The sequence below is a fragment of the Sediminibacterium sp. FW305-C-61 genome (assembly GCF_058231065.1).
This window is the reverse complement of the sequence record NZ_JBIQXR010000001.1, coordinates 432,677-447,467: the sequence shown is the minus strand read 5'-3', so window position 1 is coordinate 447,467 and position 14,791 is coordinate 432,677. Positions and strand designations below refer to the sequence as shown.

17 protein-coding genes are annotated in these 14,791 nt (G+C 38.4%); 13 read left to right on the top strand and 4 right to left on the bottom strand.

The genetic code is table 11. The features are described from left to right. Positions 1-30 precede the first annotated feature (30 nt). Together ACH30E_RS01985 and ACH30E_RS01980 are read left to right on the top strand one after the other, a co-directional pair. A complete protein-coding gene (locus tag ACH30E_RS01985; protein ID WP_490823436.1) occupies positions 31-1,851 on the top strand; it encodes a sensor histidine kinase in 1,821 nt (606 codons plus the stop codon). Between the two features lies 1 nt (position 1,852). Then, positions 1,853-2,461: a response regulator transcription factor gene (locus tag ACH30E_RS01980; RefSeq protein WP_490823435.1), complete on the top strand. Its 609-nt coding sequence runs from the start codon at positions 1,853-1,855 to the stop codon at positions 2,459-2,461. Between the two features lie 251 nt (positions 2,462-2,712). Here the strand turns inward: ACH30E_RS01980 and ACH30E_RS01975 are convergent, their stop codons facing one another. Then, positions 2,713-2,991, bottom strand: a complete 279-nt coding sequence (locus ACH30E_RS01975; RefSeq protein ID WP_490823434.1) for a GNAT family N-acetyltransferase — start codon at positions 2,989-2,991, stop codon at positions 2,713-2,715. A gap of 331 nt (positions 2,992-3,322) precedes the next feature. Here ACH30E_RS01975 and ACH30E_RS01970 point away from each other — a divergent pair, with 331 nt between their 5' ends. From ACH30E_RS01970 to ACH30E_RS01920, 11 genes are all read left to right on the top strand, one after another. Next, the gene (locus tag ACH30E_RS01970; RefSeq protein ID WP_490823433.1) at positions 3,323-4,105 is read left to right on the top strand and encodes a carboxylesterase family protein; all 783 of its coding nucleotides are present in this window, start codon (positions 3,323-3,325) and stop codon (positions 4,103-4,105) included. Between the two features lie 99 nt (positions 4,106-4,204). Then, the gene (locus tag ACH30E_RS01965) at positions 4,205-5,341 is read left to right on the top strand and encodes an esterase-like activity of phytase family protein (RefSeq protein ID WP_490823432.1); all 1,137 of its coding nucleotides are present in this window, start codon (positions 4,205-4,207) and stop codon (positions 5,339-5,341) included. Positions 5,342-5,343: 2 nt separating this feature from the next. Beyond that, the gene (locus ACH30E_RS01960) at positions 5,344-5,934 is read left to right on the top strand and encodes a peptidylprolyl isomerase (protein WP_294989793.1); all 591 of its coding nucleotides are present in this window, start codon (positions 5,344-5,346) and stop codon (positions 5,932-5,934) included. A 148-nt stretch (positions 5,935-6,082) separates the two neighbouring features. Beyond that, positions 6,083-6,517, top strand: a complete 435-nt coding sequence (locus ACH30E_RS01955; protein WP_294989791.1) for a hypothetical protein — start codon at positions 6,083-6,085, stop codon at positions 6,515-6,517. Next, on the top strand, positions 6,501-6,890 hold the full coding sequence (locus ACH30E_RS01950; protein ID WP_490823431.1) for a hypothetical protein: 390 nt from the start codon (positions 6,501-6,503) through the stop codon (positions 6,888-6,890). Before ACH30E_RS01955 ends, ACH30E_RS01950 begins: the two co-directional genes overlap by 17 nt. Further along, positions 6,887-7,672 carry a hypothetical protein gene (locus tag ACH30E_RS01945; RefSeq protein ID WP_490823429.1) on the top strand — a complete coding sequence of 262 codons (786 nt, stop codon included), beginning with the start codon at positions 6,887-6,889 and terminating at the stop codon, positions 7,670-7,672. Before ACH30E_RS01950 ends, ACH30E_RS01945 begins: the two co-directional genes overlap by 4 nt. Positions 7,673-7,899: 227 nt before the next feature. Beyond that, the gene (locus tag ACH30E_RS01940) at positions 7,900-8,418 is read left to right on the top strand and encodes an RNA polymerase sigma factor (RefSeq protein WP_490823428.1); all 519 of its coding nucleotides are present in this window, start codon (positions 7,900-7,902) and stop codon (positions 8,416-8,418) included. Further along, positions 8,415-9,191 carry a HEAT repeat domain-containing protein gene (locus ACH30E_RS01935; protein ID WP_490823427.1) on the top strand — a complete coding sequence of 259 codons (777 nt, stop codon included), beginning with the start codon at positions 8,415-8,417 and terminating at the stop codon, positions 9,189-9,191. Before ACH30E_RS01940 ends, ACH30E_RS01935 begins: the two co-directional genes overlap by 4 nt. 94 nt (positions 9,192-9,285) lie before the next feature. Continuing rightward, positions 9,286-10,059 carry a DUF4097 family beta strand repeat-containing protein gene (locus tag ACH30E_RS01930; RefSeq protein WP_490823426.1) on the top strand — a complete coding sequence of 258 codons (774 nt, stop codon included), beginning with the start codon at positions 9,286-9,288 and terminating at the stop codon, positions 10,057-10,059. Between the two features lie 95 nt (positions 10,060-10,154). Beyond that, positions 10,155-10,886 (top strand): hypothetical protein, encoded by a 732-nt coding sequence (locus ACH30E_RS01925; protein WP_490823425.1) that lies wholly within the window; start codon positions 10,155-10,157, stop codon positions 10,884-10,886. Between the two features lie 312 nt (positions 10,887-11,198). Continuing rightward, entirely contained in the window at positions 11,199-11,777 is a 579-nt protein-coding gene (locus ACH30E_RS01920; protein ID WP_490823424.1) for a DUF4136 domain-containing protein, read from the top strand. Between the two features lie 22 nt (positions 11,778-11,799). On the opposite strand, the gene ACH30E_RS01915 is transcribed toward ACH30E_RS01920, so the two are convergent. The 3 genes from ACH30E_RS01915 to ACH30E_RS01905 form a co-directional block, all read right to left on the bottom strand. Continuing rightward, positions 11,800-13,065: an RNA polymerase sigma factor gene (locus ACH30E_RS01915; RefSeq protein ID WP_490823423.1), complete on the bottom strand. Its 1,266-nt coding sequence runs from the start codon at positions 13,063-13,065 to the stop codon at positions 11,800-11,802. After that, entirely contained in the window at positions 13,062-13,400 is a 339-nt protein-coding gene (locus ACH30E_RS01910) for a YciI family protein (RefSeq protein WP_294989765.1), read from the bottom strand. Before ACH30E_RS01910 ends, ACH30E_RS01915 begins: the two co-directional genes overlap by 4 nt. 126 nt (positions 13,401-13,526) lie before the next feature. After that, entirely contained in the window at positions 13,527-14,729 is a 1,203-nt protein-coding gene (locus tag ACH30E_RS01905; RefSeq protein WP_490823422.1) for a hypothetical protein, read from the bottom strand. Positions 14,730-14,791 lie beyond the last annotated feature (62 nt).

Sequence of the window (14,791 nt, the reverse complement as noted above, 5' to 3'; positions counted from 1 at the left end):
TTATTAAAATCCATCCCCAAAATACCGTTGTTGATTACAGGCACTATCCTGCTTTTTATATTAATGTTCTGGGGTTCTTATAACCTAACCAACTTCAGCAAACACTTCAGCAAACCAATATTTAGCGTAACACCCGATAGTGTTAATTATAGTGTAGAAGAAGCCGCTAACGCAATTGAAAGCAATGCACAAAATATCAGTAACGGAATTTTTAATGCGGGGTTTACCAAGCAGGTTTGGTGGGTAAAGCTTTCTATAAATCCAACAGAAAAAAGCTGGATTCAGGTGGCCAACCCGCACATCAATGATATCAGCATTTATGAGCAGCAACAAGGAAAATGGCAAAGAGTATACCAGTCCGGTGATTATTATCCCTATGCGCAGCGCGTGCTTGATGCACCGGATTACTGGTATCCGGTTGAAGCAGTACCACATATCTATTTAATTCGGATTGATAAAAAAGGAGAATCCCTAAATATACCATTACGACTGATTAAGGACTCATCACTGGCATCGTATTTATCAGATCGTCATTTCTTTTTTGGTATTTTTTTGGGATGGATTTTTTTTCTGCTCGTGCTTAATTCCTTTTTATGGGTATCGCTGAAAGATCATATCCATTTATTTTACAGCTTATATGTAATCTGTTCTGTATGCTGGATTATTTCACAATGGGGAATCGGATTCAGAAGCTTATGGCCCGAATGGCCGGAATTTACAAGCAAATCTCGTCCGTTCTTTTCTAATATATCTTTTATCTTTTTACTTGAGCTAACAGCTCGCTTTTTTACCATACCTAATACACAAAGAAGTTATACCAAAACTATTCGCATATTACAGTTCCTCTTATTGTTTTCAAGTGTAGGTTTATTACTGACTGATATTCCCAGCAGCAGCACTTTACTTCGATATGGATACCTTACTACGATGAACCTCATTTGGGTATTTGTATTGGGACTGATCATAACCTTTATCTGGAAAGGATATGGAAAACAAAAATACCTGTCGCTTTTCTTCCTGATGGCGGTTTGTTTTTTTAGCGTATATATTTTGTTGATTTTATTATCTCAATATAATATTGGCGGCGACCTTATGTTTTATGCGAATATGTATGGATCTCCGGTAGGGTTTCTGGGAGAGAGCACCATTCTTTCATTTGGTTTGACACAACGATATAATTTTTATAAGAACGAAAAAGAAAAGGCCGAACAGGCGCTTGAAAAAGAGAAAAGAACCATTGCAGATAAAATGATCCAGACACAGGAAATTGAAAGAAACAGATTGGCAAGAGAATTGCATGATGGTTTAGGAGGATTACTAGGAGGTATTAGAATTGGGGCACATCATCGCCTGAAACCTTATCCGGAAGAACAGGTATGGGTATCTGATCAGCTAGACCAGGCAATTAATGACTTACGTAATATTGCACATGATCTGATGCCGGTTCACCTGGAGGAATCGGGGCTTGAAAGGGTACTGGAAAAAGCGATAGCAAGATGGAATACGGGTGAAACATTTAATATTAACTACCATAGTTCCATACCAAGACGCTACCCGCTTGAAGTTGAAGCAGCATTGTATCGGATTGTTTTAGAGTTAATACATAACATAAAAAAACATGCATCAGCATCCGAAGTAAATATTGAAATTTGGGAAGAAGAAAAAACAAACCGGCTGACTTTAATGGTTGAGGATAATGGAAAAGGCTTTCAACCCGGAGAAGGAGAAGGCATTGGCTGGAAGAGTATCAGACAAAGGGTAAAATACATGGAAGGGAAACTAAATGTAGACAGCAGCAAGTTTGGAACAACTGTTATTATTGAAATAATCATGGAAAAGGAAAGCGAATAGTATGAGAAAAATCAGCATAGCGATTATAGACGACCATAAAATATTTGCAGAAGGTATTCAAAGTGTAACCAAAGAAATTGGCTGGTTGAATTGGGTGGGTGAGGCCTTTAATGCAAAAGAAGGACTGGCATTATATAAAGAACAAAAGCCGGAGGTTTTACTGCTTGATTACCACTTGCCAGACGCCAAGGGAATTGATGTGGCAAGGACGATATTAAAAGAGAACCCATCGGCCATAATACTTATGTTGAGCATGGAAAACGATAATGATATCATTTACAAATGTAAAACCGAAGGGGTAATGGGCTACCTGATAAAAAACCTTTCTTCAGATGAATTATTATCGGCTATTGAAGAAGCTATTTCAGGTAACCCGGTATTTATGTGGTCAGCAGAGAAACAGGAGCTTAAATCAAACGCCGATGTACTGAGTAAAAGAGAGAAAGAGATCATTATGCTGATCAGGCAAGGATTAACAAGCCACGAAATAGCCAATAAATTATTTCTCAGTACTTATACAGTTGATACACACCGCAGAAATATTCTCCGCAAATTAGATTTAAAGAATACTGCCATGATGGTATTGTATGCCCAGCAGAATCATTTGTAGAGCAGAACCATTTATGTCTGGGGAAAACGGCTACAAGCCGCAAGCTACAAGCTACAAGGTTTGATGGGTGCTTATTATAGATTTTCTGCTTTAGATGGCTGTTATTGCCCAATCTGTTATTAATAGGAAACGGATCTTCATGATTTTCAAGATCTATCATGACAGATCATGAAAATCAGTGTTCCATCATACGCGATAAGTAAAGCTTTAAGTCAAATTTCTCAGGACAGCAGTGATTGCAAAATGTGGTTCTAAAGTACGTCTCTCCATTCGGGCGTTTTTTTGAAAACACTATTGGCAAAAGGACATAAAGGAATAATCTTAATACCCTTTTCTCTGGCAAATTCAACGGCTTTAGCCACCATTTGTTTTCCTGCATTTTTACCTTTCAGCACTTCGTTAACTTCCGTGTGGTCTATAATAAAGCGTTCTGTTCCTACCCAGGTGTAGGTCATTTCGGCTTCTGTTTTACCATTTATAAGTATATAAAACCGGCCTTTCTTACCATTATCTTCCTGTAGAACTTCCATAGTTTAAATAATTGAGGTGTTAATGCACTTTGGTAGGAAAGCATTTTTGAAAACCGATATTTCCTGATAACGTTTAATAAACGTTCCTTCATTCCTTCCCTGAATACTGTTTTACTATAGATTCGGTTTCATCTATAACAAATGTACCGTTGCGCCTAATAACTTCAATATAAATTTCTACCCACCATTGTTTGCGATAAAACTGCAGCCTATACGCAATACCCACAGGATCAATAATATCCTTATTTTAGGGTAGAGACAGATTATTTTTTTTGAAAACAGTCTCCTTACTGCGCTAATATTTTTTGTAGATTTATCTAAAGATTGCTATATGAAAAATATCCTGCTTATCGTGTTTATATTTTATGGTATAATGGTGAAGGCGCAGGATCTATCTGCCTTTGAATCAAAACTATTTATCCAGGGAAATGATACGCTCCGTTACCGGATTCTCTACCCGGAAAACTATAAAAAACACCGCGCTTATCCCCTGGTGATGTTTTTGCACGGAGCCGGGGAAAGGGGCAATGATAATAAAGCGCAGTTAACACATGGTGCAGCTTTGTTCCTCAAACCTGAGAATAGAAAATATTTCAAAAGTATTGTCATATTCCCTCAATGTCCAACGAATAAATCCTGGTCTAAATTTAAAAGAGTAGATGGCAAAATGATTACTGATTCTGAATCGGAGCCACCGGTTGAGCAATTATTGGTTAAAGCATTGATGGACAGCCTCCTGGAAAACAGGAAAATCCTTGAAAGACAAATATACCTTGGTGGGCTTTCCATGGGAGCATTCGGTAGTTATGATTTATTGATCCGTAACCCGGATTATTTTGCGGCAGCTTTTCCCATATGCGGCATACCTGATATTCCTAATTATGTAAGTAAAGTGAAAGATGTACCCGTTTGGATTTTCCACGGAGAGAAAGATCCCGTAGTTTCTCCGGAACCCAATCGGGAATTATACAAAGCATTGATGACAGCCGGCGCAACAGATGTTACTTACTCAGAATATCCAGGTGTAGGGCACGATAGCTGGAACAACGCATTCGCAGAACCCAAATTATTGCCCTGGGTTTTTTCACATAAAAAGAAATTGAAGAAGAAATAAACCAGTTCTAAGTTTAAAATTTAGGCCACAGATACACGGATTAGACATGATAAATCTGTGTGTCTGTGGCTTAAATTGCATTACTACAATACCAAAATATTGAAACTAATTCTTATTCCGGTCACCCTACTATTGCTGATTGCATGTAATGGCATTAAAAAAGCAGGTAGCGTAAAATTACCAGTATCATTAAAACTGCTGGATGTGTACACGATACCGCATGACTTTCGTTTTAAAGAAACAACTGTGGGCGGATTGTCGGGTATTGATTATGATGCTGGCTCGAATTCCTTTTATACTATCAGCGACGATAGATCAGACCGGGAACCGGCACGGTATTATCGTTTCAGTGTTTCCTTGTCGGCAGAAAAAATTGATACCGTTCTTTTACAGGAAGTCGTTTTCCTGCTGCAACCCAATGGAAAAACTTATCCATCTATAAAAGAAAACGGAAGCCTTACACCTGATCCGGAATCTATCCGTTATAATCCCAAAACAAAAGAACTGGTTTGGACAAGCGAAGGCGAAAGACTCATGAACGCTAATGATAGCCTGATACAGGATCCTGCTATTCATATTATTCAAACATCGGGTAAGCATAAACGTACACTACCATTACCAGACGGTTTAAAAATGCAAAAAACATTAAATGGTCCACGACGCAATGGTGTATTGGAAGGAGCTTCTTTTTCATCAGACTATAAAAAATTATACGTTAGCCTGGAAGAACCCAGATATGAAGATGGTTCACAGGCGGCTTTGGTAGCTAATGATGCATGGGTGCGTATTTATACATTCAACACAGTTGATGGAAAAAATACGGCACAGTATGCTTATAAGTTAGACCCAGTTGCTTATGCTCCAAATCCTCCGGGAAGTTTTATGGTAAATGGTATTCCTGATATATTATATGCAGGCAACAATAAACTGCTTGTGATGGAAAGATCTTTTTCAACAGGCCGAATTCCCTGTACCATCAAAATATACCAGGTTGATTTAAAAGAGGCGGAAGATATCAGGCACATCAATTCCCTGAAAAATAATCCACCCAATAAACCATTGCAGAAAAAATTATTACTGAACCTTGATGAATTGGGTATTTATACCGATAATGTGGAAGGTATGTGTTTTGGTCCAACCCTTCCGAACGGCAAGAGAACATTATGGATGATAGCCGATAATAATTTCTCAAAGGCAGAACAAACACAAATTTTTTTATTTGAATTGAAAGATTAGTCATGTACCGCAACCTGTTGATATTATTCGTTTTGTTATGCACGATAAGCTGTGCTGAAAAGAGCAACAAAGGAAATCCAGTTGTAGAAATAGAGACTAAATATGGTAAAATTGAAATCGAATTATATATCGACAAAGCGCCAAAGACTGCCGGGGCATTTCTAAGTTTTGTGGATGCTGGTTTATATGAAAACACTTCATTTTATAGGGTACTTAATGTGAGTAATCAACCATCCAATGCACCCAAAACTGAAATATTACAGGGTGGTTTATGGAGAACGAAAAACGAAAAAGCAAGAAGTATTCCCGGTATTCCACATGAAAGCACAGGAACTACTGGTATAAAACACAAAGACGGTGTTATATCGGTAGCACGTTTGGAACCAGGAACGGCCAATTGCGAATTTTTTATATGTATCGATGACCAGCCTGGTTTAGATGAAGGCGGAGAAAATGTAGCAGATAAATTGGGATATGCTGCTTTCGGGAAGGTAATTCATGGCATGAGTGTAGTTAGAAAGATATATATGCAAAATGACCGCAATCAATATCTCGACCCACCAGTTGCGATTTATAATATTCGGAGGAAATAGTCGATAGTCCATGGTTTATATACCATGGACTATCGACTTTCATCCCACATAAACTACTCATTTTCAGGTATTTTTTATAACTTACCTACAGCCTAATTTTACTATAATGCATACAGGGGGATTTCGGCTGCGGTTTATATTATTAGTCATGTTATTTGCGTGCTGCAAAACAGACCTTTTTGCTCAGGTAACCGATACCACACAGCAGGTTCAAAACGACAAGTTTGGAGATACAACCGGAGGATATGGTTTTATGTACCTGTCTACCACCTGTATCGAGTGTAATCCGAAAGGATCAGCGCATTATAAAAAATTTGCGATTATAAGTGGTATTTATAAGGCAAAGGATTTTTATAGTGCAATAGCAACGCGATCAGTAGGGCATTTCAAAACAAAGTTTGAAAAACTGGGCTATTTTAAAAATAAAGTAACACAAACATGGAAGTCGCCCAGATTATTTGAATCATTAGAAGAGATTTTGGAATATAAAAATGATCTTATTGCTAAACTGAAATCGGAAAACTATGTAGTGGTTTCCTTTGATGATAAGATCAACACAGAGGAGCTTGAGCGCGAAGAATAAAACATATACCAGGATTGCGTTGATATTGCTGCCCCTTATCGCAGGAACCTTGATATACCTGAAAGGAAGAAAATACCCGGTTCTTTTTGAAACCTGGTTCTACCAAACAAAAGAAACAAGTTCTTTTCCTGGTTCAGGATGGATTCCTGATTATCTATGGTGCGTTTCATTATGTTCTTGCTTTGTGTGGATATGGAATGGATGGCAAAATATTCCGCTGTTCTGGAAATGGTTTTTGTGGCTGCTCATCAGCTCAACAGAAATTTTTCAATGGTTGGGGTGGATAGCAGGAACGGGTGATTGGATAGATATATTGATGTACCAATTGGCTTTTTTAACTGTATATATGCTTCAAAAAAATAATCTCGTATGAAAAACAAAACCCACTTACTGGCATCATTTGTAGTAATCGCTTATGCTGCATTGTATATTGCCAGTTCTGCTCCTAAGCAGGCGGCGCCTCCTCCGGTACCTACTATTAAAGCACCTAACTACGACTATGAGCCACCTGAGAAAGCACCCGCTAAATCTGCACAGGTAGTTTTTCTGCTGGTAGACCCGGCTTATCAGGAGAAATTTGCTTTCTCTAACTATAAAATCTTCAGTGATTTTTCTAAAGCCATGGCTGCAGATTATAACGAATCACTAACTGCAAAGGGATATTCTGTTCGCGGACCATTTGAATATTATGACCAGGTGGTATATAACGATAAAAAAGAAAGCGACCTGCTATTACAGGTTGAAATAGACTTCGATATCAACGGTTCTAACGTAAACTGGAGTTCATACCAGGAATATGTATCTGGAAAAGGTCGTTATATCACTTATAGAACTGCTTATAAGTATGCCGGCTTTTTTATCTTATCCGGAAAAGTAAACCTGGTTGCTGCTGAGCCATTGACCAAAGAGAAACTATGGGCAAAAAGCATCCCACTGAAACAAAAACAGGTGTATATAGCCCCTGTTTACAATACCCTTGAAAGGACCTATAACGTAGGCTTTAGCCGCGATCCGGGAGTAATTAACCCTATGATTGAAGCATTACAAGACTACTATAAGCAGGTATTTAATACCTCCTGGAACCACCTCGACCCTAATGAACTTGCACCTTTGAAGAAAGAAGTGCTTGAAATCAGGGAGAAGAAAAAGTATTAAATAATCAATGTCCAACATCCAATATCCAACTTCCAAATTGGATATTGGACATTGGATATTGTGTGTTTAAAACACGTTTGGCGGCCTACACGGGCCGCTTTTTTTATTTCCAGGAAAAAAATCCGGGTAATTTGTGTAACATAGAGAAAAATCCTGCGATTAGATAACTACAAGTACTCAGGCAAACAGATTTGGAACAGGTTTTCATAATAAAACACGATGAGGTAGTGGAAAGATGTAAAAGGGGCGATTCGTCCGCTTTTACAGAATTGTACCACCAATATTCGAAAGAGGTATACAATACTATTTTCCGGCTGGTACAACATACCGGTGAGGCCGAAGACCTGTTGCAGGAGGTATTTGTGGCTGCTTTTCAAGCCATCCACAAATTTGAACACACGGGCGGATTCAGGGCATGGATAAAAAGAATTGCCATTAATCAATCCATCTCCTGGATGCGTAAACAGAAATTGAAACTCGTGGAAATAGATGATAGTAAATCTATACAAGCCGAAGAAGAACCCATCGATGAAGCACAGTTCAGTTTTAAGGTAGAAGAAGTTAAAAGAGCGATTGAAGAATTACCCGATTCGTATCGGACCATAGTTCAACTATATCTTTTTGAAAATATACCACAGGAAGAAATTGCGACGATGTTAGGTATATCTTATAACAATGTGCGGATACAATACCATCGATCGAAACAAAAAATTTTGAAAAGCCTTAGCAAAGGAGGTGAAGCATGAAACAAGGATTAGAAAAATTTATTACAGAAAACCGTGAGGCATTCGATGATCGGGTACCCAATCCGGATGTGCTTTCACGTATACAACAAAGAATGGCGCAGCCCGCCCAGGAGCCTTCAAAAAAAGGAATCGTAATTTCTTTTACTGCCATGCGTTGGGTAGCCGCGGCTTGTGTAGTGGTACTCGCCGGAATTGGTATTTGGTGGATGAATTCAGATAATAGCAACCAACAAACATTGGCTGGACTTACACCCAATAAGCAGGAGGTAAAAAAGGAAATACCTAATGATAGGGAAATAATAGAAAAAGAACCTGCGGTAATAACCGGTACAACAGATAAAGAACCAACAACAGCTTTTGTAACTGCAAAAGTGGATCAACGCAAAGAAATGTTGTTTGCAAGCTTAAACAATATGGAATCTGCCAGCACACGTATTGCTGCAGCCATGAAGGCATATGAAATGAAAAATGCCGACAAAGATATTGTGGATGCCCTGTTCCATTCAATGAACAACGACCCCAATACGAATGTTCGTCTGGCAGCACTGGAAGCCATTGCAAGATTTCACCGTGAATCGTATGTAAGAAAAAAACTTACTGCTTCACTCAAAAGCCAGAAAGATCCGGTAGTTCAGGTGGAGTTGATTCAACTTCTTACCAAAATGAAACAAACCAGCATATTGAGTGAGCTCGAAAAAATGGTGAAAGATGTAAATACTACTGAGGCAGTAAAAGACAGAGCTTATTCTAGCATCCTTACACTTGGATCCTAATATTTACCATAAACAACAAACGGAAATAAGTCGGTTCATGCATGACGATCAAATTCCGAAAACCCTCATCAAAAACGTAAAAACGAAAACAGCAATGAAAAAGATCATATTCAGCACAATCGCAGCATTATTGGTTACTGCCAGCTCATTTGCACAAGAATATAAACTAGCTAAATCTACCGGAAAACTGGTTATCAGCACTCCTGGTGTAACAGTAGAAGGTTATGATGGCAATGAAATTATCTTCACCGGTAAGGAAAAAGATGGTGATGAAGACGAAAGGGCCAAAGGACTTCGTCCTGTAAACGCTTCTGGTTTACAGGATAATACCGGACTGGGCATTAATGTAGCAGATAAGGGAACCACCGTTGAAGTTACCCAGGTAGGAAAAGGTGCCGAAAAAATAAAAATCAAAGTACCTAAGGGCATTTCAATTTCTTATTCATTCAACAAAGTAATGGGTAATACAACTGCAACATTCAAAAACATAGAAAGTGAAATTGAAGTATCAGTACAGTACAATAAAATAAACCTCGAAAATGTAACCGGCCCCCTCACCATTAAATCTGTATACGGCGGTATTGATGTGAAATTCGGACAGAACATTAAAGGACCTGTTTCACTTGTATCCGTGTATGGTTATGTGGATGTTTCAATGTCAACAGCTACCAAAGCCAACCTGAAAATGAATACATCATGGGGTGAAATACTGGCATCGGCTGACTTTAAAATTGAGATTGAAAAATCTGGTTCAGCCGATATGGTTAGCTACAGCGATAATCATATCAAAGGAAAACTGAATGGTGGTGGAATTGATATGACACTTACCTCAAGCTACGGAAAAGTATACCTCCGTAAATCAAACTAGTCGATTCAACATTCAGCAATAGAAATCCGTTTTTATTGCTGAATATAATACTGTTCCTCTTATCGATTTAGGTTAAAATCTATAAAACCAAGCAGATGAAAACAATATTAACCCTGCTATGCGGCATAATATGCTTAGCATCGCAGGCACAGCAAACTATTACCAAAACTTATCCGGTTAAAGCCGGACAAGAACTGGAGCTTTCTTTTGATTATCCTAAAGTAGTTAAAATAAGCACCTGGGATAAACCCGAAATATCAATCACCGCTACAGTAAGCATCAATGATGGTGAAAACAACGAAGCTTTTCAACTTGTTGAGTCTACTAACGGATCAGTATTGAGTATTAAGAATATTATCAAGGACCTGGAAAAACTTCCGAAACGTTATACAGTGATTCAGAATGGGAAGAAAACCGTATATGCTACCAAAGAAGACTTTAAAAAACTTACAGTCGATTTAAAAGGGGCAAGGTCATATTCCGAAGGGGTAGACATGGAAATAACCCTCGATATCAAAATACCGCAAAGCCAGCAAAAAACCTTTGTGAAAGCCAAATACGGAATCGTAGAGCTGGTAAATTATAAAGCACCGATAAAAGTTGATGCAACCTATGGTGGTATCGACGCATCGATCAACGAAACCGCAACAGGTAAACTATCAGCTACCACCCATTATGGCCAGATTTATTCAAACCTGAAACTCAATATTACCGATAAGGAAGAAAGGGATTTCTATACATCTATTACTTCCTCCATGGGTAATGGTCCAGCGTATGCTTTAAAATCAACCTACGGTAACTTATACCTCAGAAAATCGTTACAATAATACTTACCAACTGTTTCTACAGACAGTAATAGTTCTCATGTGTATCCGGGCCGCTACTCAGCGGCCCTTTTGTTGGTTTAATACCTATTCCTGGCAGGGGAAAATTGACAGCAAGCGTATGGCTTATGATTCTTAGCGAATGATATTTAGACCATAGTCCATAGACCATGGTCCATGGTCTATGGACTATGGACTATGGTCTTGGAGCTTTAACGCAATATTGACAAATATTTAGGCCATTTTTTGCAATTGCGGGCATGAAGATTGAATGTATATCAGTGTATACATATTCAATAATTAAAACCGCATACTATGAAAAGAGTTCAATGGCTGACCGCACTGGTAGTGGTAATGATATTAAGCAGTTGCGGAAGAACAGCATATGTACAGAAAGACAATGATGTTGACTTTAGTAAAATAAGAACCTATAGTTGGGTGTCTACTAAGGCAAATAAGGAAACAGCCTCCGATAAAATAAAAAATGACGACCTAACGAATCGAAAAATTCGTCAGGCAATCGACAAAAACCTTACAGCCAAAGGGTGGAAAGAAGTTAAAAGGAACCCGGATGTGTACCTGGTTTATGATGTGATGATTGAAGAAGAAAACAAACGAACAACCACGCCCGTATATGCACAACCTTTTACACGTTGGTTCTTTAACCCACGAAACAGAAGATGGGTACCTGTGTTTTACCCGTCAAGGTTTATGGGTTATGATGAAGACATTGAGAAGGTAAAAGAAGGCACACTAACCCTAACACTAATGGATGCTGATACAGATAAAACAATCTGGCAGGGTTGGACAACCTCCGAATTATCAGGAAGAAAATTAACCGATAAAGAAATTGAAAGTAAGGTAAAGGCAATTGTATCGAAGATTTCCAAATAGATAATTGATCTGGAATATTGAATTAATTCGAAGCAACTTTTTCAATTCGTAGCTGTAGTATTTTTTGTTCTGCCAGAGAGCTGGTTATGGATTGTGCTTGCTTCAGGTATGACAGAGCCTTGATATGGTTACTCAATTTCATATAGAGATAACCCAATACCGACGCATATTGGTGATCAGATCGGATAAGTTGATCGATTCCTGGAATTGCTAATACCTCAGTAATAGCTTTTTCAGTATCGCCCAACTGTGATAAAACAATTGCTCGGTTTAGCACGATTGCCGGACTGTCATTTGCCTGTATTAAAAGATTGTAGAGTGTCAGGATGCGATTCCAATTGGTAGAGGCAAATTCTTTTGCCATACAATGCTCTGCAGCAATGGCCGCTTCAATATGGTATTGACTGATGACTTTCGATGATGAGGCAAGGTTAAGGTAATGGTAACCTACTTTAATCAGCGCATGGTCCCAAAGCGATCTGTCTTGTTCTTCTAATAAGATTAACTCATTTGATTCAGAAATACGACTGTCGAATCGGGCAGCATGTAAACAGAAAACAGCAAGCAGTGCAAAGTTGATGGGATCTTTGGTAACAGGATGTTCTGTAATAATTTTTGTACACCTGATGGCTTCCATACAAAGATCGTGGCGGATAATTTTTTCTTTGTTGAGCGAGAGATAACCTTCGTTGAATAAAAGATACAGCGTGGTTCTGACGATGGCCATTCGTTCCTGCAGTTGTTTTCCGGAAGGAATTTCAAGCTTGATTTTCCCTTTTTTCAAAACGTCTTTTGCGCGTACCAGTCTTTTTTGCATAGCGGCATCTGTAACAACCAATGCTCTAGCAATTTCTGATACGGAAAATGAAAAGACCAGTTTAAGCGTTAAGGCAACCTGATCTTCTGCAGAAAAAGAAGGGTGACAACAGGCAAACATCATTCTAAGTTCACTATCACTTATTTCTTTTTCGTGAAAAAAGGCAGCAACTTCCTGATCGGGATTAAAATCGTTCTGCGATTGTACATAACGGGAATGATAATGCATTCTTCTAAGCAGATCAACGGCTTTGTTTTTGGCAACCTTCATAAGCCACGCTTCAGGATCCGGCGGAATACCTTTTAGTTTCCAATGCTGCAGAGCCCCAATAAAACTATCCTGCACCAGATCCTCCACCAGGTGAATTTGTTCAAGTCCTACGATATGACTCAATACAGCAACCATCTTTCCCGACTGGTGCCGGAAAAGATGGTCAATAAGTTGTTCTGTATGTTGTGGGGATGAAATCATCCGAATACCACTACATCGCGAACTTCAACAGAACCACCAAGTTCAAGATCAGGGCATCCCTTGGCGATTTCAATAGCGGCTTCCAGACTATCTGCTTTTACTACAAAGAAGCCACCTACCATTTCCTTGCTTTCCATATAGGGGCCATCTTTAATTACATGGTCCTTGTGTAATGTTTTTCCGGTAGGCATAAGTGCTTCACCGGCAACATACACACCAGATGCCTGTAGCTCTCCTACCCAGGCAAACCATTTTTCCATGTTTTGTTGCATGGCTTCAGGAGATGCGGTAAATGGATCCAGACCTCCGCGGAAAAGGAACATAAAATTGCTCATTGTTGTTGTTTTAAGGATTGAATGATTGGTTTACGATAACATAACGATTACCAGAAACCAGATCAGACAAAAAGATAAAAAATTTTTTTACCCGAAATACCAGGGTAGTGATGAGTGGGAAATATACTAGTTTGGCCTGTAGGCATAAACCACCTCATAAGCCTGCTTTTTTAAAGAAGGAAGTAGTTGACCTAGTTTAAGGTCCTTTTTTTGAGGAGTAGGTTCACATACCCAATAAGGTTCGCCGTTATAAAGTATTGGAGTGCCAACCGGTTTATCAAATTGTATCGCTACAGTAATATGGGTAGGATAGGATAAAACAATCATCGGTAATTTATAAATTTCTTTTACCAGGAAAAAGAAAAAAGCAGAGCGGTCTTCACAATCGCTGTACTCATAAAAAAGCGTTTGCTCTGGCGAAAGACGTTTTTCTTTACCATAAGCCTTGGTATCTGTTTCGAAAAGAAATGCTGAACGGGTAAAATGCATCAGATAATCAACACCTTTTTGCTGGTTCATGCCCTTCACGGCCTCTTTTAATAATGGCACCAGTGAGTTATAAGTCGTTTGGCTTAGTGGAATACTGAACTGAGAAGCATAGTCTACAACAGGGTAGTTTGTAAAAATCTTCTGCACCTGTTTATCCAACATTACATCGAATTTGTATTCCTTGTTTTGATAATCAAATTGCAGTTGTTTAACAGTAAAATTATTATTCCTGATTTGTGGAAGCTGTGTTACTTTATAGGAGAAACGATTGTTCCCCCCTTCGTTTAAAGCTATTGTAGTAAAAGGCTCCGCTTCAATATTGATCTTATTGTCATAATCATGATAGTTCAAACAAACATATTGCTTGTCGTTTACCATGTAATAAGGGATGTCGTAAATATTTTCTTCGCTTCTTACATACAATAACAAAGTGTCGTTCCGGAAACGAAGTGTTGCATTATACCCAGACTCATTTAGTAAAAACCATTTGTACAAAGTATACCGATGATAATTATCTGCTTTAGGACTTAATTTTTCCGCAGTAGTACGGATAAGCTGGTAATAAAACCAATCGTCTAGTTGTTTATTATCCCGAAAGGCAAGTAAATGTTGGATAACAGGTTTATAGTTACCGGATTTAAGCTGCGAATAAAAATCGGCAATAGTTTTCTTTGAAATCGGGTTGGTAAATTGAATATTTATAGAAGGGTCATTGTTCAGGTAAAGAGAATCGCCATAGAAATCCAATACAAGCTCACCGGTTTTATTAGCAATTTGTGAATAGCCCGTGGAAATGTATAAAGCCGTGATAATGAATAATATGTATGCTTTTTTAGGCAAATCCAAGTGTTTCAGTACACTATGAATTTACGAAATGGTAACAATTAATTAATATTAAGTTT